This is a genomic window from Geodermatophilus sp. TF02-6 (assembly GCF_003319115.1).
GTDB lineage: Bacteria > Actinomycetota > Actinomycetes > Mycobacteriales > Geodermatophilaceae > Geodermatophilus.
The window spans coordinates 119,589-142,891 of the sequence record NZ_QOHF01000013.1; the positions used below are offsets into that span (position 1 = coordinate 119,589).

At 75.0% G+C, this 23,303-nt stretch carries 25 protein-coding genes and 1 pseudogene; 16 read left to right on the forward strand and 10 right to left on the reverse strand.

Annotated features, from left to right (window positions below):
• Position 1 precedes the first annotated feature (1 nt).
• From DQ238_RS13535 to DQ238_RS13560, 6 genes are all read left to right on the forward strand, one after another.
• Positions 2–868, forward strand: coding sequence for an ABC transporter permease (locus tag DQ238_RS13535; RefSeq protein ID WP_199506338.1), 867 nt, complete (start codon positions 2–4; stop codon positions 866–868).
• On the forward strand, positions 865–2,583 hold the full coding sequence (locus tag DQ238_RS13540; RefSeq protein ID WP_113781784.1) for a dihydroxy-acid dehydratase: 1,719 nt from the start codon (positions 865–867) through the stop codon (positions 2,581–2,583). The genes DQ238_RS13535 and DQ238_RS13540 overlap by 4 nt, the downstream gene beginning before the upstream one ends.
• Positions 2,580–3,926: an FAD-dependent oxidoreductase gene (locus DQ238_RS13545; RefSeq protein ID WP_199506339.1), complete on the forward strand. Its 1,347-nt coding sequence runs from the start codon at positions 2,580–2,582 to the stop codon at positions 3,924–3,926. Before DQ238_RS13540 ends, DQ238_RS13545 begins: the two co-directional genes overlap by 4 nt.
• Positions 3,923–5,206 (forward strand): aconitase X catalytic domain-containing protein, encoded by a 1,284-nt coding sequence (locus tag DQ238_RS13550; protein ID WP_113781785.1) that lies wholly within the window; start codon positions 3,923–3,925, stop codon positions 5,204–5,206. Before DQ238_RS13545 ends, DQ238_RS13550 begins: the two co-directional genes overlap by 4 nt.
• On the forward strand, positions 5,203–5,622 hold the full coding sequence (locus DQ238_RS13555) for an aconitase X swivel domain-containing protein (RefSeq protein ID WP_113781786.1): 420 nt from the start codon (positions 5,203–5,205) through the stop codon (positions 5,620–5,622). Before DQ238_RS13550 ends, DQ238_RS13555 begins: the two co-directional genes overlap by 4 nt.
• 117 nt (positions 5,623–5,739) lie before the next feature.
• Positions 5,740–6,573, forward strand: a complete 834-nt coding sequence (locus tag DQ238_RS13560; RefSeq protein WP_113781787.1) for an IclR family transcriptional regulator C-terminal domain-containing protein — start codon at positions 5,740–5,742, stop codon at positions 6,571–6,573.
• On the opposite strand, the gene DQ238_RS13565 is transcribed toward DQ238_RS13560, so the two are convergent.
• Genes DQ238_RS13565 through DQ238_RS13580 form a run of 4 tightly spaced genes read right to left on the reverse strand, consistent with a single transcriptional unit; the run spans position 6,564 to position 9,833 of the window.
• Complete coding sequence (locus DQ238_RS13565; protein ID WP_113781788.1) at positions 6,564–8,228, reverse strand: AMP-binding protein; 1,665 nt, start codon at positions 8,226–8,228, stop codon at positions 6,564–6,566. The two genes, DQ238_RS13560 and DQ238_RS13565, sit on opposite strands and share 10 nt — an antisense overlap.
• Positions 8,225–9,292, reverse strand: a complete 1,068-nt coding sequence (locus DQ238_RS13570) for a hypothetical protein (RefSeq protein ID WP_113781789.1) — start codon at positions 9,290–9,292, stop codon at positions 8,225–8,227. Before DQ238_RS13570 ends, DQ238_RS13565 begins: the two co-directional genes overlap by 4 nt.
• Positions 9,293–9,296: 4 nt before the next feature.
• Entirely contained in the window at positions 9,297–9,521 is a 225-nt protein-coding gene (locus DQ238_RS13575; protein WP_113781790.1) for a hypothetical protein, read from the reverse strand.
• Between the two features lie 21 nt (positions 9,522–9,542).
• On the reverse strand, positions 9,543–9,833 hold the full coding sequence (locus tag DQ238_RS13580; protein ID WP_113781791.1) for a hypothetical protein: 291 nt from the start codon (positions 9,831–9,833) through the stop codon (positions 9,543–9,545).
• A gap of 135 nt (positions 9,834–9,968) precedes the next feature.
• On the opposite strand from DQ238_RS13580, the pseudogene DQ238_RS13585 reads away from it, so the two are divergent.
• Positions 9,969–10,082: pseudogene (locus DQ238_RS13585) on the forward strand (helix-turn-helix domain-containing protein); the annotation flags it as partial.
• A gap of 249 nt (positions 10,083–10,331) precedes the next feature.
• Here the strand turns inward: DQ238_RS13585 and DQ238_RS13590 are convergent.
• Positions 10,332–10,541 (reverse strand): DUF3072 domain-containing protein, encoded by a 210-nt coding sequence (locus tag DQ238_RS13590; RefSeq protein ID WP_113781792.1) that lies wholly within the window; start codon positions 10,539–10,541, stop codon positions 10,332–10,334.
• A 10-nt stretch (positions 10,542–10,551) separates the two neighbouring features.
• Positions 10,552–10,764: a hypothetical protein gene (locus DQ238_RS13595; RefSeq protein WP_113781822.1), complete on the reverse strand. Its 213-nt coding sequence runs from the start codon at positions 10,762–10,764 to the stop codon at positions 10,552–10,554.
• An 81-nt stretch (positions 10,765–10,845) separates the two neighbouring features.
• Here DQ238_RS13595 and DQ238_RS13600 point away from each other — a divergent pair, with 81 nt between their 5' ends.
• Complete coding sequence (locus tag DQ238_RS13600) at positions 10,846–11,850, forward strand: helix-turn-helix domain-containing protein (protein WP_113781793.1); 1,005 nt, start codon at positions 10,846–10,848, stop codon at positions 11,848–11,850.
• Between the two features lie 33 nt (positions 11,851–11,883).
• Here DQ238_RS13600 and DQ238_RS13605 read toward each other — a convergent pair whose 3' ends face one another.
• From DQ238_RS13605 to DQ238_RS13615, 3 genes are all read right to left on the reverse strand, one after another.
• Positions 11,884–12,735 (reverse strand): class I SAM-dependent methyltransferase, encoded by an 852-nt coding sequence (locus tag DQ238_RS13605; protein ID WP_113781794.1) that lies wholly within the window; start codon positions 12,733–12,735, stop codon positions 11,884–11,886.
• Positions 12,732–14,927, reverse strand: a complete 2,196-nt coding sequence (locus DQ238_RS13610) for an MFS transporter (protein ID WP_113781795.1) — start codon at positions 14,925–14,927, stop codon at positions 12,732–12,734. Before DQ238_RS13610 ends, DQ238_RS13605 begins: the two co-directional genes overlap by 4 nt.
• Before the next feature lie 135 nt (positions 14,928–15,062).
• On the reverse strand, positions 15,063–15,899 hold the full coding sequence (locus DQ238_RS13615; RefSeq protein WP_113781796.1) for a hypothetical protein: 837 nt from the start codon (positions 15,897–15,899) through the stop codon (positions 15,063–15,065).
• A gap of 101 nt (positions 15,900–16,000) precedes the next feature.
• Between DQ238_RS13615 and DQ238_RS13620 the strand changes: the two genes are divergently transcribed.
• Both DQ238_RS13620 and DQ238_RS13625 read left to right on the forward strand, forming a co-directional pair.
• Positions 16,001–16,948, forward strand: coding sequence for a hypothetical protein (locus DQ238_RS13620; protein ID WP_113781797.1), 948 nt, complete (start codon positions 16,001–16,003; stop codon positions 16,946–16,948).
• On the forward strand, positions 16,945–17,718 hold the full coding sequence (locus DQ238_RS13625; RefSeq protein ID WP_113781798.1) for a hypothetical protein: 774 nt from the start codon (positions 16,945–16,947) through the stop codon (positions 17,716–17,718). Before DQ238_RS13620 ends, DQ238_RS13625 begins: the two co-directional genes overlap by 4 nt.
• 79 nt (positions 17,719–17,797) lie before the next feature.
• On the opposite strand, the gene DQ238_RS13630 is transcribed toward DQ238_RS13625, so the two are convergent.
• Positions 17,798–18,343 carry a type 1 glutamine amidotransferase domain-containing protein gene (locus DQ238_RS13630; RefSeq protein ID WP_233495945.1) on the reverse strand — a complete coding sequence of 182 codons (546 nt, stop codon included), beginning with the start codon at positions 18,341–18,343 and terminating at the stop codon, positions 17,798–17,800.
• Positions 18,344–18,424: 81 nt separating this feature from the next.
• Here DQ238_RS13630 and DQ238_RS13635 point away from each other — a divergent pair, with 81 nt between their 5' ends.
• From DQ238_RS13635 to DQ238_RS13660, 6 genes are all read left to right on the forward strand, one after another.
• On the forward strand, positions 18,425–19,159 hold the full coding sequence (locus DQ238_RS13635; RefSeq protein ID WP_113781800.1) for a hypothetical protein: 735 nt from the start codon (positions 18,425–18,427) through the stop codon (positions 19,157–19,159).
• The gene (gene proC, locus DQ238_RS13640) at positions 19,156–19,992 is read left to right on the forward strand and encodes a pyrroline-5-carboxylate reductase (RefSeq protein ID WP_113781801.1); all 837 of its coding nucleotides are present in this window, start codon (positions 19,156–19,158) and stop codon (positions 19,990–19,992) included. The genes DQ238_RS13635 and proC overlap by 4 nt, the downstream gene beginning before the upstream one ends.
• A gap of 370 nt (positions 19,993–20,362) precedes the next feature.
• Positions 20,363–20,578: a helix-turn-helix domain-containing protein gene (locus tag DQ238_RS24430; protein WP_113781823.1), complete on the forward strand. Its 216-nt coding sequence runs from the start codon at positions 20,363–20,365 to the stop codon at positions 20,576–20,578.
• A 355-nt stretch (positions 20,579–20,933) separates the two neighbouring features.
• Positions 20,934–21,032, forward strand: a complete 99-nt coding sequence (locus tag DQ238_RS13650) for a 30S ribosomal protein bS22 (protein WP_012854759.1) — start codon at positions 20,934–20,936, stop codon at positions 21,030–21,032.
• 10 nt (positions 21,033–21,042) lie between these two features.
• A complete protein-coding gene (locus DQ238_RS13655) occupies positions 21,043–22,149 on the forward strand; it encodes an NAD-dependent epimerase/dehydratase family protein (protein WP_113781802.1) in 1,107 nt (368 codons plus the stop codon).
• Positions 22,142–23,050, forward strand: a complete 909-nt coding sequence (locus tag DQ238_RS13660; protein WP_113781803.1) for a lysophospholipid acyltransferase family protein — start codon at positions 22,142–22,144, stop codon at positions 23,048–23,050. Before DQ238_RS13655 ends, DQ238_RS13660 begins: the two co-directional genes overlap by 8 nt.
• The last annotated feature ends 253 nt before the right edge of the window (positions 23,051–23,303 follow it).

Consider the following 23,303-nt stretch of genomic DNA (forward strand, 5'->3'; position numbering starts at 1 on the left):
CATGACCACGCTCGACCGCCGCACCGGGACCACCCCGCCGGCCGGGGGCAGCACGCCGGCCCGCCGGGAGAAGGCCCCCGGCGAGCGGGACGGCCTGATGAGGGCCCTGCCGCTGATCTCCACGCCGGTCCTGCTCCTGCTGCTCATCGGCGGCTGGCAGTTCACCGTCTCGGTCATCGGCGTCTCGCAGTTCATCCTGCCCGCGCCGCTGGACGTCTGGCGCTCCCTGGTCGACCTGCTCACCGGCGGGACCATCTGGCGCGACGTCTGGATCACCCTCTACGAGGTCCTGCTCGGCTTCGTCATCGCCGTCGTGGTCGGCACGGTGGCCGGCGCCGTCCTCGGCCGGGTGGTCTGGCTGGAGCGGGCCCTGCAACCGGCGCTCGTGGCCCTGCAGGTGATCCCGAAGGTCGCCTTCATCCCGATCTTCGTCATCTGGTTCGGCTTCGGGACGACGTCCAAGGTCATCATGGCCGCGATCCTGGCCTTCTTCCCGATCATGCTGAACGTGATGCTGGGCGTCCGGTCGGTGGACCGCGGGCACCGCGACGTGATGCGCGGCCTGGGCGCCAGCCGCTGGGCTACGTTCCGCGACCTGGAGCTGCCCAGCACGCTGCCCTACATCTTCGCCGGCGCCGAGGTGGGCATCGTCTTCGCCGTCATCGGCGCGATCGTCGGCGAGTACCTGGGCGGCAGCGAGGGCCTGGGGCACCTGGTGGTCCGCAGCCTCAACGCCCTCGACGCGCCGCAGCTGTTCGCGGTCATCGTGCTGCTGGCGATCATGGGGTCCCTGCTCTACGCGGCGGTGACCCTGACCAAGCGGCTGCTCATCCCGTGGCACGACTCGGTCTCCGGGGTCAGCCCGTGACCGACGGCGGGCCGCGGCTGCGCAGCAACCTGCAGGAGGGCAGCTCCCGCTGGGCCGTCCGCCGGGCGCAGTGGCGGGCGCTGGGCATCTCCGACGAGGACATGCGCAAGCCCAAGGTCGCGATCGTCAACTCGTCGTCGGACCTGGCGATCTGCTTCAGCCACCTGGACGGGATCGTCGCGCCGCTCAAGGAGGCGATCCGGGCCGCCGGCGGCCTGCCGTTCGAGGTCCGGACGGCGGCCCCGAGCGACTTCATCACCTCCGCCGGCCGGGACGGGCGCTACATCCTGCCCAGCCGCGACCTGATCGTGAACGACGTCGAGGTCGCCGTGGAGGGCGCCCAGCTCGACGGGATGGTCACCCTCGCCTCGTGCGACAAGACCGCGCCGGCGCACCTCATGGCCGCCGGCCGGCTGGACATCCCGACGATCGTCGTCGGCTGCGGCTACCAGCCCAGCGGCGACCACCGCGGGGAGCACGTCGACATCGAGGAGGTCTTCCTGGCCGCCGGCTCCGTGGCCGCCGGCCGGATGAGCCTCGAGCAGCTGTGCGGCATGAGCGACAACGCCATCCGCGGGCCCGGTGTCTGCGCCGGCCTCGGCACCGCGAACACCATGCACACGGCCTGCGAGGCCCTGGGCATGTCGCTGTCGGGCACCACCCCGGTGCTGGCCAACGGCCCGGCCATGTGGGACGCCGTCCGCCGTGCCGGCGCCCGCATCGTCGACCTGGTCACCGAGGGCCGGCGCCCGCGCGAGGTCATGACCGCCGGCGCCTTCCGCAACGCGGTCACGGTGATGCTGGCGATCAGCGCCTCGGTGAACTCGATCAAGCACCTGCAGGCCGTGGCGCACGAGGCGGCGGTCGACGTCGACGTCCCCGGCCTGTTCGCCGAGCTCGCCGACCGGGTGCCGCTGCTGTGCGCGGTCCGTCCGAACGGCCCGCACTCCATCGAGGACCTGGAGCGGGCCGGCGGCACCCGCGCCGTCCTCGTCCAGCTGCGCGACCTGCTCGACCTCGACGTCCCCACCGTGGACGGCGGCACGCTCGGCGAGGTGCTGGCGGGCGCCACCGTGGCCGACGAGGAGGTGGTCCGCCCCGCGGACCGCCCGTTCGGGACCCGGCCGACGATCGTGGTCGTCCGCGGGTCGCTGGCCCCCGGCGGCGCTGTGGTGAAACGGCCGGTGGACGACCGCGGCGCGCGCCGCTTCGAGGGCACGGCGCTGTGCTACTCGACCCGCGACGAGGCGCTGGCCGGACTGCAGCGCGGCGAGGTCGGCCCCGGCACGGTGCTGGTCGTCCGCGGCCTCGGCGTCGTCGGCGGGCCCGGCATGGCGCTGGGCTCGGCGGTGGTCTTCGCGCTGGAGGGCGCCGGCCTGGGCGACAGCGTCGCGGTGGTCACCGACGGGCAGATGTCCGGGTTGGTCAACGTGGGCACCGTCGTCGGCGAGGTGACGCCGGAGGCGGCGCTGGGCGGGCCGCTGGCCCTGGTGGAGGACGGCGACCGGATCGTCATCGACGTCGACCGGCGCACCGTCGACCTCGAGGTGCCCGACGACGTCCTGGCCGCCCGCCGCGAGCGGCTGGGCAGCACCGACCTGGGCCCGGACCACGGCTGGCTGTCGGCCTACCGCCGGCTGGTCTCCCCCGTCCCCGAGGGCGCGGTGCTCACCGCCCCCGCCCCGGGCCGTGCGCCTGCCGAGGAGACGACGTGACCTGGATCGAGGAGCCGGGACGGCGCACCGCCGTCCTCGGCGAGTACGAGGTCGTCGTGGTCGGCGGCGGCCCGGCCGGGGTCATGGCCGCGGCCGCCGCCGCCCGCGCCGGCCGCTCGACGATCCTGGTCGAGCGCAACGGCTACACCGGCGGCGCGGGCAGCGCCGGCGGGCTGTCCACGTTCTGCGGGCTGCACGCCAACGTGCACGGCGAGCACCGCCAGGTGATCCACGGCCTGGCCGACGAGCTGCTGGCGCGGATGGCCGCGCTCGACGGGCTGAACGAGCCGCACCTGAGCTTCGCCGACCGGATCCTCGCCCAGGCCTACGACATCAGCGCCTACAAGATCGCCCTCGACGACCTGCTGGTCGGGTCCGGCGTGACGCTGCTGTTCCACGCCCTCGCCGTCGGCGTGGTCATGGCCGACGAGTCCACCGTCGACGCGCTGCTGGTGGAGTCCAAGTCGGGCCGCGGCGCGATCCGCGGCCGGGTGTTCGTCGACGGCTCCGGCGACGGCGACCTCGCCGCGTGGGCCGGGGCGCCGTACGAGAAGACCGACCCGGGGCACGGGATGCTCTACCCGTCACTGATGTTCCGCATCAACGGCGTGGACGCCGGGGCCGCCGCGGCGACCCACGACCGGCTGTCCGGCCTCATGGAGGACGCCGAGCGCGCCGGCCGGTTCACCTTCCCGCGCAAGCGCCCGATCGTGCGGCCCCAGCGCAACCCGCTGGAGTGGCGGGCCAACATCACCCAGCTGCGCAACCCCGACGGCAGCGCGATCGACGGCACCGACGTGTGGCAGCTGACCCGCGGCGAGCTGCAGGGCCGCCGGCAGGTCCGCGACGTCTTCCCGTTCTACCGGCAGGAGGTGCCCGGCTTCGCGGCCGCCTACGTCGTCGACATCGCGCCGGACATCGGCATCCGGGAGACCCGCCGGATCGTCGGCGCCCACCAGCTCACCCAGGACGACATCCTCGACTGCGCCGACTTCCCCGACGCGATCGGCGTCAACGGCTGGCCGGTCGAGGCCCACGTCGCCGGCGACGTCGAGATCCGCTGGCAGCGCCGGCCGCGCGGCTACAACCAGCTGCCGTTTCGCATGATCGTCCCGCAAGTGCTGTCCAACACCTACGTGGTGGGCCGGTGCGCCTCGATGACCCACGAGGGCCAGTCCAGCGCCCGGGTCAGCGGGCCCTGCTTCGCGATGGGCCAGGCCGCCGGCACCGCCGCCGACCTCGCCCTCTCCGCCGGGGTGGCGGTCGGGGACGTCGACGTCGCCAAGCTGCAGGCCCGCCTCGAGGAGGACGGCGCCTGGCTCGGCGGGGAGGGCGGGCGATGAGGCTGACCGACGACGAGCGGGTGATGCTCGACGGCGAGCAGGGCGAGGCGGTCGCCGCCGCGATGGACCTGCTGGTCCGCTACGGCGAGGTGCTCGGCGCCGAGCGGCTGGTCGACACCGACAACGTGTGCGGAGCCAACCTCTTCGGATCCCGGCACAGCCTGGTCTGCGGCTCCCCCACCCCGGACGCCGCCTTCTCCGAGCACAGCCTCGACGCGCCCACCGTGCTGACCATCCCCCCGGTGCGCGCGCAGAGCTACCAGCTCATCGGGCCGATGGACACCAAGCACTGGCAGGTGCAGGGGCTGCCGCAGGCCGAGCACGACGAGATCATCGCCAGCGAGCGGTACAACGCCGAGCACGGCATCCACCTGCTCACCACCTGCACCCCGTACCAGGTGGGCAACGTCCCGCTCAAGGGCGAGCACTGCGCCTGGATGGAGAGCTCGGCGGTCGTCTACGTCAACTCCGTGCTCGGCGCGCGCACCAACGTGGAGGGCCGGGAGAGCACGGGCGCGGCCATGCTCACCGGCAAGATCCCCTACTGGGGCCTGCACCTGGAGGAGAACCGGCACGGCTCGCACCTGGTCGAGGTGACCACGCCGGTCGAGAGCAACCGGGACTGGGGGCTGCTCGGCTACTGGATCGGCGAGCAGGTGCCGGAGGAGGCCATCCCGGTGGTCGACGGGATCACCGCCACCACGCCCGACCTGGTCCGGCTCAAGCACTTCGGCGCCGCGGCCGCGTCCTCGGGGGGCGTGGAGCTCTACCACGTCCCGGGCGTCACGGCGGAGGCGCGCACCGTCGAGGAGGCGCTCGCCGGGCGGACGCCGGTCGAGCGGCTGACCTACGGTCCGGCGCAGCGCCGGGAGGCGTACGAGCACCTGAACGCCACGGCCACGGACACCTCGGTCGACCTGGTGATGATCGGCTGCCCGCACGCGACGCTCGGGCAGATCCGCGACGTCGTCCGGCTGCTCGAGGGCCGCCGGGTGCACCCGGACACCGAGCTGTGGGTCTTCACCCCCCGCGCGTTGCGGCACGTCGCCGAGCGCAACGGGTACGACCGGGCGCTCGCCGACGCCGGCGCGCTGCTGATGAGCGACACCTGTCCGGCGATCGGCCGGTTCCTGCCGAAGGGGACCCGGGTCATCGCCACCGACTCGGCCAAGCAGGTGCACTACCTGCCGGCGATCATGGACGTGCAGGGCCGGTTCGGCACCCTCGCCGAGTGCGTGGACGCCGCGGTGACCGGCACCTGGCGGGGGGAGGTCCCGTGAGCCAGGTCGTGCTCACCGGTCGCGGACTGGTCGGCGGCGTCGCCGAGGGGGAGGCGCTGGTCACCCGCGAGGCGATCTCCGGCTGGGGCGGGGTCGAGCCCCGCGAGGGCCGGGTGATCGAGTCGCGGCACGAGCTGGTCGGGCAGTCCTTCGCCGGCAAGGTGCTGGTCTTCCGCGGCGCCAAGGGCTCCTCGGGCTGGTCGGGGGTGTTCCACCTGACCCGGCTGATGGGTTCGGCGCCCGCGGCGATGGTGTTCACCACGATGAACACCAAGATCGCGCTCGGGGTCGTGGTGACCCACGTGCCGGCGGTGACCGACCTCGACGGCGACCCGTTCGAGCTCATCCGCACCGGTGACCGGGTGCGGGTGGACGCCGACCGCGGGCAGGTCATCGTCACCCCGGCGGGCGGGTAGCGTCGTCGGCACCCGTCCCCGGCGCACGCACGGACGGGGATCGACGACGCAGACGGACGTCGCGGCGCAGCGCCGCGACGGCGCGGAGGAGCTGGACCACTGACCGAACCCGAGGCCGTGCCCGACGACGAGGGCGCCGGGGACGTCGGCGCCGTCCGCCAGCGCGGCGACTACTTCGTGCAGTCCCTGGAGCGCGGGCTGGCCGTGATCAAGGCCTTCACCGCCGAGGAGCCGGAGCTGACCCTCAGCGACATCGCCCGCCGCACCGGGATGACCCGCGCGGCGGCCCGCCGCTTCGTGCTGACGCTGGTCGACCTGGGGTACGTCGGCACCACCGACCGGCGGTTCCACCTGCGCCCGACCGTCCTGGAGCTCGGCTACACGTACCTGTCGCTGCTGTCCTTCCCGCAGGTGGCCACCCCGCACCTGACCGCGCTGTCCGAGCGGCTCAACGAGACGACCAGCGTCGCCGTCCTCGACGGGGACGACATCGTCTACGTCGCGCGGGTGGGCCCGCGCCGCGTCATCTCCAGCGGGCTGACCGTCGGCACCAGGCTGCCGGCCTTCGTCACCTCCCACGGCCGCGTCCAGCTCGCCGCGCTGCCCGACGACCGGCTGGACGCCTACCTGACCCGCGCCCGCCTCGAGCCGCGCACCGCGCGGACGACGACCGACCCGGTCAAGCTGCGCGACCGGCTGCTGGAGGTGCGCGCCCAGGGCTTCGCGCTGGTCGACCAGGAGCTGGAGGAGGGCGTGACCTCGATCGCCGTCCCGGTCCGCGACGCCTCGGGCACCGTGGTCGCCTCGGTCAACGTCGGCTCCCAGGCCCGGCGGCTGACCCCCGCGGCGCTGCGGCGCGCCGCGCTGGAGCCGCTGCGGGAGACCGCCCACCAGATCGAACGGGACATCGCCCTGCTCGGCGTCCGGACCACCCCGCCCGGTCAGTTCTGAGCCGGCTCCGGGCCCGTGGTCAGCCGCCGGGCCTGCTCGGCGGCCCAGCGCCGGTCGATCTTGCCGGACACCGTCCGCTCGATCCCCGGCACGATCCGGACCCGGCGCGGGCGCTTGTAGCCGGCCAGGCGTTGCCCCACGGCCGCCGCCAGCGGCTCCTCCCGCAGCCGCGCGCCGGGCTCGGGCACCACCAGCGCGGTCACCAGGCTCCCCCACCGGTCGTCGGGGACGCCGACCACCACGGCCTCGGCCACCCCGGGGCAGTCGACCAGCGCCTGCTCGACCTCCTCGGCGAACACCTTCTCGCCGCCGGTGTTGACCACCCCGGACCCGCGGCCGAGCAGGGTCAGCGTGCCGTCGGCCTCGACGGTGGCGGCGTCACCGGGCACCGCGTACCGGACTCCGTCGATGGTGCGGAAGACCGCCGCGGTGGCCACCGGGTCGTCGAGGTAGCCCAGCGGCAGGTTGCCGGTGCTGGCCAGGACGCCGACCTGGCCCGAGCCGGGGACGACGTCGGCGCCGTCGGGCGCGACCACCCGCGCGTTGGGCGGCAGGGCGAAGCGCGAGTCGACCGAGTCGGAGTCCGGCCCGCACAGCGAGACGCCGAACGGCCCGCCCTCGGTGGCGGCGATGGAGTCCTGCAGCGTGAACCGGCCGGCCCGCAGCAGCCGGCGCTTGGTCTCGGGGCTCCAGCGGACCCCGGAGCTGACGATCCGGCGCAGCGAGCGCAGGTCGTAGGGGGTGCCGGCGGCCGCGGCCCGGTCGAGCTCGCCCAGCAGCGGGACGGCGAAGGCGTCGCCGACGATCACCAGCTCGTCGACGCGGTGCCGCTGCACCGCCGTCCACAGCGCCGCCGGGTCCAGCGACCGCTGCGGCAGGGTGACCACGCGGCCGCCGCGCAGCAGGTTGCCGACGCTGGAGAAGAAGCCGGTGCCGTGCACGAGCGGGGACGCCGGCAGCACCACCGGCGCGCTGCCCTCCCGTGCCGCCACGACCGCGTCGGCCACCACCCCGGCGGGGTCGGCCGGAACGGGCCGCCCCGCCCGCCCGTAGGCCGAGGAGACGACGCCGCAGACGCCGGCGCAGTCCCACTCCACGCCCTTGGGCAGGCCCGTCGTCCCCCCGGTGAGCATGAGCACCCGGTCGTCGGGCGAGCGCGGCTGCCGGGGGTGCGGCGCTGCGGCCACCGCCTCCTCGTAGGCCACGAGCCGGCCTTCGTGGCCACTCCGGCCGCCCTCGTCGCCCACCACGACGACCGCGCGCAGGCCCGGGCGGGCGGCGGCGACCGCGGCCGCGGTGCCGGCCACGGTCGCGTCGGCCACCAGCGCGCGCAGGTCGGTGAGGTCCACGACCTGGGCGAGCTCGGCCTCCCGGTAGCGGTAGTTGACGTTGACCGGCACCGCCCGCAGCTTCAGCGCCGCGAACAGGGTCTCCAGGTACTCCGGCGAGTTGTGCAGCGCGATGCCCACCCGGTCGCCGGGGCCGACGCCGCGGGCGGCGAGGGTGCCGGCCAGCCGCGCCGCGCGGTCGTCGAACTGCGCCCAGGTCACCGCGCGCTCGCCGTGCACCAGCGCGGTGCGGTCGGGGTCGAGGGCGCTCAGCGCGTCGGCGACCGCTTCCAGCAGGGTGGCCAGGTTGTCCCGGAAGCCGGTCACGGCGCTGCGACCCCCGCGATCCGGGTGACCGGCGGCCGGTCGCCGCGCGGGCCGAAGGTCTCGACGACCGCGGAGACGCCGGAGTTCGACGCCCCGGCGACCACGACGAGGACGGCGTCGGGCGAGGTCATCGTCCGGATGCCGTCGCGCGCCGGGTCGGGGCCGGGGTCGACGACCGCGTCGGGGTGGTCGCGGGCCACCCGCCAGTGGCTCTTCTGCGACACCGCACCCTTGCCGGCGCGGTCGAGCTCCTCGCGGGGGACGAAGGACTGCTCGTGGAGCGCCACCGCCACGTCCCGCTTGCTCCAGCCGGCGTCGGCCAGCAGGTGGGCGTGCTCCGGGCAGAGGACGACGCAGGCGCTGACCGTCCGGTGCAGCAGCGCCCCGGTCCGCCGCAGCGTGCCGGCGACGTCCGCGACGAGCTGCTCGGCGACGTTGGTGTGCCGGGCCTCGATGTGCACGGTCGAGCGCATGGTCAGCGCGGTGACCGCGCTGACCTCAGGGGCGAGACCGCAGTCGACGTGCAGCGGCGTCCACGGCGACTCCTCCTCGTTCTCGCCGATGCACGCCGTGTACTTGGCCGGCGTGCCCTGGGTGGCCTGGTCGAGCTCGTGCGGCTCGAGCCCCAGCGCGTTGATGGCGGTCAGCCGGACGGCGCGGCCGATCGTGGCGTTGGCCCGGAAGCCGGGACCGAACAGGTTGCCGGCGCTGTTGACACCCAGCTCGCGGCGCACCGGGCCGTTGACCAGTAGGAGGGACGCCGTCCCCGTGGTGCTCTGCCAGATGCCCTTGCGGGGGTAGCCCTCCTGGTCCAGCGAGTCCCAGGCCGCGACGACCACCGGGAAGTACTCCGGGAGGCAGCCGGCCATCACCGCGTTGATCGCCGCGAGCCGCACGGTCACCGCGCGGTTGATCTGCGGCATCGCGAGGAGCACCTCGCCGGGGTCGCGGTCGACCCGGGCCAGGACGGCGGCGAGCGCCTCCTCGTCGCAGGGGACGACCGGAAGTCCGTCGGTCCACCCCTGCGCGTAGCAGTGCTCGATCGCCCGCTGGGTGTCGTTCACCCGTTCACTCCTCGACCCCGAGGAGGTCCAGCACGCGGGGCAGCATCTCCTCCACCCGCTGCCGGATGCCCTCGGCGTCCAGGCTGGCCACCGGGTGCGGGATGGAGACCCACTGGAAGCCCGGGAACCCGTAGGTCCGGGCCATCGCCTCGCCGGTGATCCCGAAGGCGTCGGTGCAGATCGAGACGGCCGGCACACCCTGCCGTTCCAGGAGGATCCCGTCGGCCACACTGGCCGCGCTGCAGGAGCCCTAGTCACCGATCGCGGTGATCGCGAAGTCGCACTCCTCGAAGATCCGCTGGGTCTGGGTGGGCTCGACCGGGGTGCCGAAGTAGGGCTTGCTGTACATCAGCACGCCCTCGAGCCCGTACCGCTCCCGCAGGACGGTGCCCAGCCCGGTGAGCAGGGCGGCGCCGTTGGGCTTGGTGTTGTCCAGCAGGCCGAGCGTCTTGCCCCGCAGGCTGGTCACCCGGGGGGCCAGCGACGTGTCCGCCGAGGCGTCGGTGCCGCCTGTCGGGTCCAGGATCGACTCCAGCTGCATGGCGGCTCCTCGAACGACACCTCGGCAAGTGGGCGGTATCCGAACACCAGTTCTCTTGTCGCACGCTGACCCTAACCAGCCGGGCCCGCGGGGTCAACGCGCACGGTGCAGGACGCCGGCCCGGTCATCGGCCGGGTGTGGGACGCGCACCACGTGGGTGACACCGAGACCCTCGACGTCCACGTCGAGCGGCTGCGGGCCATCGAGCCCGACCCGGCCGACCCCGAGCACCGGGTGACGGTGCGCGGCCTCGGCCACGAGTTCGAGCAGAAGGACCCCGTCCTCCCCACCCTTCGCAGGCTCAGGGTGGGACCCGGGACGGGGCCGCCGTCCTTCCCACCCTTCGCAGGCTCAGGGTGGGACCCGGGACGGGGCGGGGTCCTTCTACCTGGAGGAGGCCAGCGGGACCCGGGACGGGCCGCCCTCCTGGCTCCCCTCGCTCCGCTGGGGGACGCCGAGGAGGGGGGCAGGCTCGGGGCGCCGACGAGGGGCCAGGAGTCACTGCCCCCGGCCGGTCTCCTGCTGCAGCTCGTCGATCTTGCGGGAGGCGTCGGCCTTGGTGATGTCCTCGGGGACCTCCTCCCCGGCCTCGCGCGCGAGGGTGTTCAGGTAGCTCTTCTGCGCGCCGGTGGCCGGCTCGTCGCCGGTGACCCAGTCGGAGGGGTCCTTCTCCGTGGTGCGCTCGGTGTGCGGGTTGGATTCGCTCATGTGTTCGAGACTAGACCCCTGCGGGCTGCCCCGCAGGTCGAACCGGGGCCTCCCGTCGGCGGCGGGCGGCCTCCCACCGGCGGCCGGTGCGGTAGACGTGCACCGCGCCGCAGGGGCACTCGACGTGCAGGGCGATGTGGGTCGGGTGGTTGACCACCGAGCGGACGCGCCGGTCGGCGACCAGCTCGTCGGTCCTCGTCACGGGGCAGGTGACCAGCAACATGCGGCGAGCGTGCTCCCGCACCGGCCCGCCGACGAGTGGCAGGATCGACCACGACCGCAGCAGATCTGCCAAGATGCCGGCATGGCAGGCACCGACCGTCCCCTGGTCGTCAGCACCGTCGTCGCCGACGGGCTGGTGGGCAGCTTCGGCCTCGGCGTGGCCGCGGAGGTCTTCGGCTACGACCGCCGCGCCATGGGCCTGCCCCGCTTCGAGTTCGGGCTGGTCAGCGAGCAGCCGGGCGTGGTCCGCACCGACACCGGCATCCCGCTGACCGTCGAGCACGGGCTGGAGCGGCTGGTCGTCTCCGACATCGTCACGATCACCGCCTGGGAGCTGTTCGACCGCGTCCCCTCACCACAGCTGCTCGACGCGTTCCGCGCGGCACACGCCTCCGGGGCGCTGATCGTCAGCCAGTGCACCGGGGCCTTCGTGCTCGCCGCCGCCGGGCTGCTCGACGGGCAGCGGGCCACCACGCACTGGCGGTACGCCGGCGAGCTGGCCGCCCGCTACCCGGCGATCCGGGTCGACCCGATGGTGCTCTACGTGGACAACGGCCGGATCATCACCGGCGCCGGCACCGCCGCGGGGGTGGACGCCCTGCTGCACCTGGTCCGCCGCGAGTGGGGCGCGGCCGCGGCGAACGCGCTGGCCCGGGAGATGGTCGTGCCGCCGCACCGCGACGGGGGGCAGGCGCAGTTCATCGACGCGCCGGTCGCCGCCTGCGAGGACGACCGCCTCGGCGCCGTCCTGGAGTGGGCCGCGGCGCACCTGGCCGAGGAGATCACCGTCGACGTCCTCGCCCGGCGGGCGCTGATGAGCCCGCGCAGCTTCGCCCGCCGGTTCCGGGCCACCACCGGGACGACGCCGCACTCCTGGCTGCTCGGCCGGCGGCTGGCCGCCGCCGAGGCGCTGCTGGAGGGCAGCGACGCCCCGGTCGAGGAGGTCGCCCGCCTGGTCGGCTTCGGCACCGCTGCCGGGTTGCGGGAGCAGTTCACCCGGCGCCGCGGGGTCTCCCCGCGCGCCTACCGGCAGACGTTCCGGGCCGCCGCGGCGGCCCCGACGGGGGACGACGACCGGGCGGCCTGAGCAAGGACCCCGTCCTCCCCACCCTGCACAGGCTCAGGGCGCTGCGGGGATGGGGCGGGCGATCCCGACCAGGGAGTCCAGCCGGCCGGCGTTGGCCGGGGCCAGCGGGCTGCGGACCACCCGGGTGAGTGCCAGCCCGGCCCGGGCGAGGACCAGCGCGTGGGTGCGCGCGGTGAAGTGCCAGATGTGCTCGGTCGGCTTGAGCGTCCACCAGCGGGCGCCCAGCAGCCGGGCCGGTACCGAGGACACGTACGGGGTGGAGAAGAGGACGACACCGTCGTCGGCGACCAGCGCGCGCACCGTCCGCCAGAAGGCCAGCGGGTCGGGCACGTGCTCGACGGTGTCCCAGGCGCAGACGACGGCGAGACCCGGCTCCAGCGGCGCCTCCTCGAGCTGGCCGCAGAAGACGTCGAGGCCGAGGGTGTCCTGGGCGTGCTTGGCGCCGGTGCGGGAGAGCTCGACGCCGGACGTCGTCCAGCCCGCCTCGCGGGCCGCGGCGAGGAACAGGCCGTAGCCGCAGCCGACCTCCAGCAGCCGGTCACCGGCGGGCGCGCCGCCCCGGACCCGGTCGACCAGCCGCAGCCGGCCGGCGGTCCAGGTCCGCTGCAGCAGCATGGCGGGGGACAGGCGGCCCCCGGTCGTCGGGGCGCCGGGGTCGGTCGAGACCGCCGAGCCGTAGACGCCGCCCTCGAAGTACCCGGCGTCGTCGTAGATCCGCTGCAGGGCCGCAGGGCGCAGCCGGGGGCTGACGAAGACCAGCTCGCACCGCGGGCAGCGGACCACCCCGAACGGGGCGAGGTCGTGGACGAGCGTGCCCGGGACCCCGCACAGGCAGCAGACGACGTCCTCGGTGTCCTCGGCCGTCCACCGCGCGAGCTCGCTCACCCGGGCAGCCTACGAGAGGCGGTCGCCCCGCCCGACCCGCTGGCGGAGCCCGCCCCGGACGACACGGCGCCCACCGGCGGGTGGGGGGTGTGCCCGGCCCCGTCGGCGGTGCCGGGGTAGCGCACCGCCACGAGGCCGGTGACCCGCTGCCGGACGGCGGGGGAGACCAGGTCCGCCCCGCCGTCGACGTCCAGCGACTCTCCCGGGACGACGACGTAGCGGTCCGGCGCCGCCTCCGCCTGGGCCAGGAACGCCCGCCGCACCGCGTCGGCGTCGGCGTCGGCAGGCGCCGCGGTGACCGGCGAGTCGACGACGACGGTCAGGTCGGGCAGCAGCCCGCGGGTGGCCCACAGCGAGGTCCGGAAGATGCGGTCGGCGTCCAGGCCCTGGCCGGCGCCGTGGAAGGCGATCGAGGTGTCCACGTAGTGCGTGCTCACCACGACCCGGTCGTCCTCCAGCGCCGGGCGGATGACGGTCGCGACGTGCTGGGCGCGGTCGGCGGCGGCCAGCAGCGCGGCGGTGTACGCGCCGACCGGACGGCCCTCGCCGTCCGGAGGCGCCTCGGCGCCGCCGTCCGTCCCGGACGGCGGGGGGAACAGCAGGCGGCGCACCTGCCGCCCGAGCGGGGTGTCGCTGGGCTCGGCGGTGACCTCGACCCGGCAGCCCCTGTCGCGCAGCACGTCGGCCAGGGCCTCGGTGTAGCGGCGGGTGAGCTCGCGGTCGGCGCCCTCGACGACGACGAACAGCCCCACGCCGCTGGCCGAGGCCGAGAGGATGTCCGACCTGCCCCACAGCAGCCGCAGCACGTCGCGGACGCGGGTGCGCGAGCGGCCGGGAGCCACCTGGCGGGTGGCGTAGCTGCTCACCAGGAGGGCGATCAGCCCGCCGACCAGCAGGGTGAGACCCGGGCCGGTCAGGGTCAGCACCAGGTCGCCCAGGTGGACGTCGTGGGTGCCCAGCAGGCCGGCCAGCCCGGGGCCGACCGCCACGGCCAGCAGCAGGACGATGCGCACCGAGGAGACGAGGAAGGCGAAGACCCGGCCGCGCAGCCGGTCCTCCACCTCGAAGCCGATCAGCGTGTAGCCGATGATCCAGCTGACCCCGGCGAACAGACCCACCAGGAACGCCGTCCCGGTGGCCAGCACGTAGTCCCGGATCACCGACATGGCCAGCAGCGCCAGGCCGGCCAGCCCGATGGCGTGGGAGAAGACGCTGCGGCGGGGCACCGTCGGCAGGATGCGGGGGCCGACCAGCATGCCGATGGCCAGGCCCGTGAAGACCACGCCGAACAGGACCGAGTAGCCGGCGGCGCCGGCCTGCAGCGTGGCCACGTACAGCTGGGCGACGCCGATGATCAGCCCGCCGGCGCCGAACGCCCCGATGACGCCGACGTAGAGGGCGCGCATCAGCGGCTGCCCGCGCAGGAACGACACACCCTCCACGACCAACGAGAAGACGTTGCCCTGCGCATCGGCGCGGTCGGCCGGCGGACCGGGGATGAGGCCGCGGGAGAACAGGACGGTCAGCGCGCTGACCCCGAAGCTGGCGGCGTTGAAGACCAGGGCGACCACGATCGCCGTCCTCGCCTCGTCGCCGTCGACCTCGCCGAGCAGCCGGCTGCCCGTGGACAGCAGGGCGAACAGCACGGAGGCCACGGGGACGGCGCCGTAGACGCTGAACAGCGAGATCTGGTTGGCCACCGCCAGCCGCTCGCGGGGCACGATCGACACCCACAGCGCCTGCTTGGCCGGGTTGGTGAACAGCCCGACCGCCTCGACGAGGAACTGCGCGACGTAGAGCCAGGTGAGCTCGTAGGTCAGCGCGATCGACAGGTACAGCGCCAGCGCCAGCAGCTCGCCGACGACCACGGTGGTCCGCCGGTCCAGCCGATCGGCCAGCGCGCCGGCCAGCGGGCTCAGCACCAGGTCCGGCAGCAGCCGAGTGAGGATGACCCCGGAGATCGCCGCACCCTGCACCGCCACCGACTGGTCGCGGGTGAGCTGCTGGGCCATCGCGGTGGTGGCCAGCAGGCCCAGCCAGTCACCCAGGCTGGAGACGGCGATCGCGGCCCACAGCCGGCGGAAGACCGGGATGCGCACCAGCGCGAGCAAGGCGTTGTTCGGCCGCGGCTGTGCGACCCGGAACCGTTCGGTCGCCGAGGGAGGGGCCGCCGGCGCGTGCTCCTCGTCCACTGTTCCCGCCGTCCGCTCGTCGGTCCGTACCGGCCGAGCCTAGTGGCGGCGGCGCGGAACTCCGGACTCGTGCACCCCGATCGGGGGAGCGGTGTCGGGCCGTCGGAGGTGCAGGACGACGGGCTGCGGGGTGGGTCAGGGGCGATGTGGTCGCGGGCTGGCCGGGTGGGGGGCGACCATCCCCCGGTCCAGCCGGGCCTCGGTGAGCCGCCGCAGCTCCGCGTAGGCCGGGGCGCCGAGCAGGGCGGTCAGCTCGGCGGCGTAGGTCACCACCAGCGGCTCGGCGGACACGTGCGCCGCCGTCGACCCGGTGCACCACCAGTGCAGGTCGTGTCCGCCCGGACCCCAGCCGCGCCGGTCGAACTCGCCGATGCTCGACACCAGCACCGTGGTGCCGTCGGGGCGCTCGACCCGCTCCTGCTCACGACGCACCGGCAGCTGCCAGCAGACGTCGGGCTTGGTGTACAGCGGGTGCAACTCCTCCCGCAGCGCCATGCGGTGCAGCGCGCAGCCGGTGCCGCCGGGGAAGCCGGGCCGGTTGAGGAACACGCACGCGCCGTCGACCAGCCGGGTGCGCAAGGAGCGGACGCCGCCCGCCTCGGGGGCCTGTCCCTCCTCCGCCCGGTCCTCCTCCGCCTGTCCCTCCTCCGTCCGGTCCTCCTCCGTCCAGGCGCCGCGGCCGACCGGGGCCAGCTGCCAGTCCCCGTCGGCGAGGTCGGCGACGGCGGCGGTCACCCGCGCCAGGTCGTCCTCGTCGGTGAAGAACGCCCCGTGGCTGCAGCAGCCGTCGTCCGGACGGCCCTCGACGACGCCGGCGCAGCCACGGCCGAAGACGCAGCTCCAGGCCGAGGAGAGCCAGGTCAGATCGGCCCGGACGACGTGCCGCGGGTCGGCGGGGTCGGGGAACTCGATCCACTCCCGGGCGAAGTCCAGCGGCACCTCGGGCGGGACCTCGGGCCGGACACCGTGCACCCGGCCAGCGTAGGAGCCGCCGCTCCCGAGGGGACCCGCGAACCCGACACCTCACCCCCCGCAACCGGCCGGTCACCCGACGGCCAGGCAGACTCTCCCGCATGCGGCTCGGGGTGCTGGACGTCGGATCGAACACCGTCCACCTGCTCGTGGTCGACGCCCACCGGGGGGCCCACCCCACGCCCCAGCACGACGACCGCTGGCTGCTGCGCCTGGCCGAGCACGTCGGCGACGACGACCTGCTGTCCAAGGAGGGCGAGAAGGCGCTGCTCCGGGCGGTGCGCAAGGCCTGCGAGCAGGCCGAGAAGCAGGGCTGCGACGAGGTGCTGGCGCTGGTCACCTCCGCCATCCGGGAGGCGAGCAACGGCCTGGAGGTCCTCGACCGGGTGCGGCGGAAGACCGGCGTCGACCTGCAGGTCACCAGCGGCGAGGAGGAGGCCCGGCTGACCTTCCTCGCCGTCCGCCGGTGGTTCGGGTGGAGCGCCGGCCGGCTGCTGGTGCTCGACATCGGCGGCGGCTCGCTGGAGCTGGCCAGCGGCCTGGACGAGGCCCCGGACGTCGCGCTGTCCCTCCCCCTGGGCGCCGGCCGGATGACCCGCCGCCACCTGCCCCAGGCGCGGACGGGTGGCCGCCCCGACCTGGCAGCGCTCGAGGGGCTGGACCGGCACGCCGCGGACCTGCTCGGGCCCGCGGCCGAGGAGCTCGTGGGCGGAGGGACGCCGGACCTGGTCGCGGCGACCAGCAAGACCTTCCGCACCCTCGCCCGGCTGACCGGCGCCGCGCCCTACTCCGCGGGGCTGCGGGCGCCGCGGCAGCTGACCCGCGACGGGCTGGAGCAGCTCATCGGCTTCGTCGCCCGCATCGAGTCCTCGGCGCTGGCCGAGCTGCAGGGCGTCTCCCCGGACCGCGCCCACCAGGTCCCCGCCGGTGCCGTCGTGGCGCGCGCGGCGATGCGGGCCCTGGACGTACCGTCCGTCCGGATCTGCCCGTGGGCTCTGCGGGAGGGCGTCATCCTCCGGCGACTGGACCAGCTGGGGGACGAGCGATGAGCACCCCTCCCGGGGACCGGGGCGCGGGCCGCAGGGACCCGGAGACCGGTGGCCGGTCGCTGGCCGACATCCTGCGCGAGGCCGGTGTCGAGTCGCCCACCCGGGGCTGGCGCCGCCGCGGGGACGACCTCGAGGACACCGGGGTCCGCCAGCGCGGCGCCGACGGCGATCGCCCCCCCGGCCGGGTGACCGACCGGCCGGCGTTCGGACGCCGGGCCAGCGACCGGGCCGGCGACCCGTCCGCGCCGTCGACCGCGGCCATCCCCGGGCTGCGGCCCTCCCGCAAGCCCGGCGTCCCCGGTGCGGCGGCCCGGGCGGCCGCCGATGGCTCTCCGGGGGCCGCCGGCGCGTCGGCGCCAACCGGCGGCGGCGCGTCGACGCCAACCGGCGGCCGGGCGCGGACGGCCGACACCGGGCCGTCCACCGGACCCATCCCCGTCGTCCGGGCCGACGACCCGCCCCTCCTCGACGACGAGCCCCTCGGCGCCAGGGAGGGCGCGCTCGCCTGGCTGCGCTTCGGCGGCGAGCTGCTGGTCGCCCTCGCCGTCGGGGTCGGCCTCTACTTCCTGTTCACCGTGGTCTGGGAGCAGCTGCCCTACCTGGCCGTCGTGCTGGCGCCGCTGGCCGTGGCCGGGCTCGTCGCCGGGGTCGGCGCGTGGCGGCAGCGGCAGGACCGGGAACCGGCCGGCGTCCGGCTGGTCGGGGTCCTCGTCTTCGCCGCGACCCTGCTGACCATCGCGCCGGCCGCTGGCCTGCTCTCCGGCGGCTGAGACAGGACCCCCTCCTCCCCACCCCGAGCACGCCCGGGGCGGTGCCCTGGAGGGGCCACGGTTGGGACGCCGGCTCAGCTCAGCTCTGCTCGTCCTCGTCATCCGGCTCGGCGGCGAACTGTTCGACCATCGCGGCGGTGAACGCGTCGAGGTCGTCGGGCTTGCGGCTGGTCACCAGGTTGCCGTCGACGACGACCTCCTCGTCCACCCACTTCGCGCCGGCGTTGCGCAGGTCGGTCTGCAGCGACGGCCAGGAGGTCATCCGCCGGCCGCGGACGACGTCGGCCTCGGCGAGCACCCACGGCGCGTGGCAGATCGCGGCCACCGGCTTGCCCGCGTCGAAGAAGGACTTCACGAAGGCCACCGCGTCGGCGTCGGCGCGGACGAAGTCGCCGTTGATGACGCCGCCGGGCAGCACCAGCGCGGCGTAGTCGTCGGGGTCGGCGGAGCTGACCACCGCGTCGACCTGCTTCGTGTCGGCCTTGTCGATGTGGTCGTACGCGGTGATCTCACCGGCCTGCAACGACACCAGCTCCAGCTCCGCGCCGGCCTCCACGAGGGCCTGCCACGGCCGGTCGAGCTCGACCTGCTCCACCCCGTCGGTCGCGAGGACGGCCACCGTCATCCCACTGAGCTCATTCGCCATGGTCGGGCCGCTACCCCGGCCCCGGGGGCGGAACACGCCGCGCGCACTACGGTCAGCCTCGTGCGCCTGCCGTCCCCGTCCTCCGTGCGCCGCCTCCTCGGCCGGCGTCCCGGGGGGCCGGGCGCGGCCGGCCTCCGGGTCGACGACGCCGTCCAGACCGCCACCGAGCTCGTCCGGGCCGGGTTCTCCGTGGCCCTCGAGCCCGCGGCCGGGGCGGTCGACCCCGGTCGGCTGGAGGAGCTGGTGGTCCGCGTCGGGGGAACCGGCCTGGCCGCCCGCTGCGCGCTGACCGTGCCGGTGGACCGGCTGGACGCCGCGGCGGCGGCCGACGTGGCCCGCGCCGCGGCCGACGCCGGGCTGGACGTGGCGCTGGGCGGCGCGCCGCGCTCCGTCGCCGCCCTCGCCGCCCGGTCGCCCTCGGCCACGGTCGTCCTCCGCGCGGCCGACCCCGGAGCCGAGGCGCGCTGCCGTGCGCTGGCCGGGGGCCGTGTGCGGCTGGTCGGCGGCCGGGGCCCGGCCGCGGACCTGGCCTTCGTGCGCTGCCTGAACGTGCTGATGGCCGGGGCCGGACGCCCCGGTGTCGGCACGGCCGACCCGCGGCTGGTCACCATCGCCGGCGAGCGCGCCGCCTGGAACGAACGAGCCCCCGACAGCTGGGAGTACGTCATGCCGTGGAAGGTCCGCACCGAGCAGCAGTGCCGGCTGGTCGCCGGGGGGTACGGGGTGCGGGTCGCCCTGACCTGGGGCGAGGGTGCCCCGGCCGCCGTCCTGCGCCGTCCGGCGGGCCGGTCGTGACCGCCGCACGCGAGGGTGCCGGCCGCTCCGGCCTGGCCATCATCGGCGGCGGCAAGATCGGCGAGGCGTTGCTGTCCGGGCTCATCCGCCGCGCCGGCACCGAGGGCGTCGTCGTCTGCGAGCGCAGCCCCGAGCGCGCCGCAGAGGTCTCCGCCCGCCACGGCGTCCCGGTGCTGGGGCTGGCCGAGGCCGCCGCCCGCTCCCGCGTGCTGCTGCTCGCGGTCAAACCGCAGGACATCGGCACGCTGCTCGAGCTGCTGGCCGGCGAGGTCGACCCCGGGCACCTGGTCGTCTCGGTCGCCGCCGGCGTCCCGACCTCGACCATCGAGGCGGCGCTGCCCGAGGGCGTCCCCGTCGTCCGGGTCATGCCCAACACCCCCGCGCTGGTCGACGAGGGGATGAGCGTGCTGTCGGCCGGGGCGCACGCCGACGAGGCGCACCTGGACGAGGCCGAGGCGCTGCTGGCCGCGGTCGGGCGGGTCCGCCGGGTGCCGGAGGCCCAGCAGGACGCCGTCACGGCGCTGTCGGGCAGCGGTCCGGCGTACTTCTTCTACCTGGTCGAGGCGATGATCGACGCCGGCATCCTGCTGGGCCTGCCGCGCGCGCTGGCCGCGGACCTCATCGTGCAGACCGCCCTCGGCTCGGCGGTGATGCTGCGCGACTCCGGGGAGCACCCGGTACAGCTGCGCGAGGCGGTCACCAGCCCCGGCGGGACGACGATCGCCGCGATCCGGGAGCTGGAGCGCCACGGCGTCCGGGCCGCGCTGATCGCCGCGATCGAGGCCGCCCACGCCCGCTCCCTCGAGCTGGGCCGTGCCGCTCGGGACCACTGACGACTCCGGACCTCGATCATCAACGCTGCGTGATCGGATTGGCACGGAAACACGATGACTCGCCGAGGGATGTGTCGACCTGTCGTCGTGCGTACATAGTTGCCCAGGACGGACCAGTCCGCCTGTTCGTTTCTTCCATCGCTTCCGTCACGCCCGTCCCCTTACGCTCTGTGTCAGCACGTGCGTGTCCCGTAGTCGGTGGGGAAGCCGACGCCCGACTCGTGCTAGGTCCGGAGATGAAGTCATGACCATGCCCCAGCGCACCGCCGCCGCCTACGCCCGCCCGGGGATGCCCGGCCCGCGACCGGTCGCCCGGCCGGTCTCGGCCGCCATGATGGCCCGCCCCGTCGGGCCGGCCCACCCGGCCGCCATGCCGGTCGGCCGCCCGGCGGTGCCCGCCCCCCGCGCGGCCGTCACCTTCCTGACCGTGGCCGAGGTCGCCAGCATGATGCGCGTCTCGAAGATGACCGTGTACCGCCTCGTCCACGCCGGCGAGCTCTCCGCCGTCCGGGTCGGCCGCTCGTTCCGCGTCCCGGAGCGCGCCGTGGAGGACTACCTGCGCGACGCCTACACCGACATCGCCTGAAAGAGGACCCCGTCCTCCTCACCCCTCACAGGCTCGGGGTGAGCCTCTGGTCGGGGCCGCCGCCGTGAGCTTGCGAGCGGTGGGGGGCAGGGAGGGCCTCACCGAGATCGGCGATCCCGACGTCATCACCCACGGGTGGCGACGGGATCGCCGATCTCGTCGCGTCAGGGGTCCCGGACGGCTCCGCCCGTGGCGGCGTCACCGCGACGGTGCCGGGTAGGCTCGGACGCCGAGCGACACCGGGGCCGATCCGGTCCGGGTCGTCGCGCGCGAGCTGATCACCTCGCGCGGCGCCCCGGCGCGACCTCCCGGTCGCCGAGGGCCGCCGCGCCGCAACGACGTCGGGAGCACGGGCATGGGTTCGGTCATCAAGAAGCGCCGCAAGCGGATGGCGAAGAAGAAGCACCGCAAGCTGCTGAAGAAGACCCGCGTCCAGCGGCGCAACAAGAAGTGAGCTGACGCTCGTGCCACCCGCGGTCGTGCTGGTCACCGGCGTGAGCCGGTGGCTCGGGGGTGCGCTGGCGGCCGAGCTGGCTCGCGACCGCTCCATCGAGCGGGTCATCGGAGTGGACACCGTCCCCCCGTCGCCGGAGGTGCTCCGCCGGCTGGGCCGCACCGAGTTCGTGCGGGCCGACATCCGCAACCCGCTGATCGGCAAGGTCATCGCGACGGCCTCGGTCGACACGGTCGTGCACATGAACATCAGCTCCACGCCCGCGGGGTCCGGTGGGCGGGGGCCGATGAAGGAGCTCAACGTCATCGGGACGATGCAGCTGCTGGCCGCCTGCCAGCGGACGCCCTCGGTGCGCCGGTTCGTGCTCAAGTCGACCAGCGCGGTCTACGGTGCCTCCTCCCGCGACCCCGCGGTCTTCACCGAGGCGATGCAGGCGCGGCGGGTGCCCTCCGGCGGGTTCGCCAAGGACAGCCTGGACATCGAGGGCTACGTCCGTTCCTTCGCCCGCCGCCGGCCGGACGTCGGGGTGGCGGCGCTGCGGTTCACCAACTTCATCGGCCCGCGCATCGACTCGCTGCTCACGCACTTCCTGCGCATGCCGCTGGTGCCCACGGCCCTGGGCTACGACGCCCGCGTGCAGCTGCTGCACGAGGACGACGCCCTCGCCGTGCTCACCCGGGCCACCACCGGCGACTTCGCCGGCACCGTCAACGTCGGCGGGGAGGGCACGTTGCTGCTGTCCCAGGTCATCCGCCGGCTCGGCCGGCTGCAGGTGCCGCTGCCCTCGCCCGCGCTGGGCTCGCTGGGCCGCGTCACCCGCCGGTTCGGGTACGTCGACTACTCCCCGGAGCAGATGCGCTTCCTCAACTTCGGCCGGGTGGTGGACACCACCGTGCTCCGCGAGGAGTTCGGCTACACCCCGCGCTACACGACCGAGCAGGCGCTCGACGACTACGCGCGCGCCATCCCACCGGTGCTCTCGCCGGACCTCGTCCGCGGCGTGACCTCGCGGGCGCAGGAGCTGGTGGCGCGGGTGGGGGCCACCGCGGACACGGTGGGGCAGCGGCTGCGGCCCGCTCCGCCGTCCCCCGGGCTGCGGGCGGTGCGCGATGCCTGAGGCCCGCATCATCCCGCTGCGGCCCGAGGACGACGAGCCGCGCGTCCCGCCGCCGTCGTCGTCCTCCTGGGAGGAGCAGGTCGCCGGCGGGCTGGACTTCCTCCGCCGGCGGCTGACCGGGGAGTACGCGACCGACGAGTTCGGGTTCGACCCCGACCTCACCGACCACGTGGCGCTCCCGCTGCTGCGCCCGCTGTTCAACCGCTGGTTCCGGGTGGAGACCCACGGCGTGGAGAACGTGCCGGACACCGGCGGCGCGCTGCTCGTGGCCAACCACTCGGGCACGCTGCCGGTCGACGCGATGATGGCGACGGTGGCGCTGCACGACGACCACCCGGCTCGCCGACGGCTGCGGCTGCTCGGCGCCGATCTGGTCTTCGACCTGCCGGTCGTCGGTTCGACCGCTCGCAAGCTCGGCTCGACGCTGGCCTGCAACGAGGACGCCGAGCGCCTGCTCACCGGGGGTGAGCTGGTCGGCGTCTTCCCCGAGGGCTTCAAGGGCATCGGCAAGCCGTTCCGGGAGCGGTACACCCTGCAGCGGTTCGGCCGCGGCGGTTTCGTCACGGCGGCGCTGCGCACCGGGGCGCCGATCGTCCCGTGCGCCATCGTCGGGGCCGAGGAGATCTACCCGATGATCGGCAACCTCAAGACCGTCGCCCGCCTGTTCAACCTGCCGTACTTCCCGGTGACGCCGACCTTCCCGGCGCTCGGTCCGCTCGGCCTGGTGCCGCTGCCGTCGAAGTGGCTGATCGCGTTCGGCGAGCCCATCGAGACGGCGTCCTACGGCCCGGGCGCCGCGGAGGACCCGATGCTGGTGTTCAACCTCACCGACCAGGTGCGCGAGACCATCCAGCAGTCGATCTACCAGCTGCTGCTGCAGCGCAGGTCCGTCTTCGGCTGAGACGATGACATCGTCGGCCTACCGGCCGACACCGCGGCCACGTGCCGTCCCCCAGCGACGTGAAGCCTCCCCGGCCGCTCGTCGGGGACCCTGCGGGCCCCACTCCTCCCGACCACCGCGGCCACGTGCCGTCCCCCAGCGACGTGAAGCCTCCCCGGCCGCTCGTCGGGGACCCTGCGGGCCCCACTCCTCCCGACCACCGCGGCCACGTGCCGTCCCCCAGCGACGTGAAGCCTCCCCGGCCGCTCGTCGG

Coding starts and splice junctions, on each gene's coding strand:
- DQ238_RS13535 (WP_199506338.1), top strand. CDS start 2: ATGACCACGCTCGACCGCCGCACCGGGACCACCCCGCCGGCCGGGGGC.
- DQ238_RS13550 (WP_113781785.1), top strand. CDS start 3,923: ATGAGGCTGACCGACGACGAGCGGGTGATGCTCGACGGCGAGCAGGGC.
- DQ238_RS13580 (WP_113781791.1), bottom strand. CDS start 9,833: ATGCAGCTGGAGTCGATCCTGGACCCGACAGGCGGCACCGACGCCTCG.
- DQ238_RS13590 (WP_113781792.1), bottom strand. CDS start 10,541: ATGAGCGAATCCAACCCGCACACCGAGCGCACCACGGAGAAGGACCCC.
- DQ238_RS13595 (WP_113781822.1), bottom strand. CDS start 10,764: ATGTTGCTGGTCACCTGCCCCGTGACGAGGACCGACGAGCTGGTCGCC.
- DQ238_RS13600 (WP_113781793.1), top strand. CDS start 10,846: ATGGCAGGCACCGACCGTCCCCTGGTCGTCAGCACCGTCGTCGCCGAC.
- DQ238_RS13620 (WP_113781797.1), top strand. CDS start 16,001: ATGCGGCTCGGGGTGCTGGACGTCGGATCGAACACCGTCCACCTGCTC.
- DQ238_RS13625 (WP_113781798.1), top strand. CDS start 16,945: ATGAGCACCCCTCCCGGGGACCGGGGCGCGGGCCGCAGGGACCCGGAG.
- DQ238_RS13630 (WP_233495945.1), bottom strand. CDS start 18,343: ATGACGGTGGCCGTCCTCGCGACCGACGGGGTGGAGCAGGTCGAGCTC.
- DQ238_RS24430 (WP_113781823.1), top strand. CDS start 20,363: ATGCCGGTCGGCCGCCCGGCGGTGCCCGCCCCCCGCGCGGCCGTCACC.
- DQ238_RS13650 (WP_012854759.1), top strand. CDS start 20,934: ATGGGTTCGGTCATCAAGAAGCGCCGCAAGCGGATGGCGAAGAAGAAG.
- DQ238_RS13660 (WP_113781803.1), top strand. CDS start 22,142: ATGCCTGAGGCCCGCATCATCCCGCTGCGGCCCGAGGACGACGAGCCG.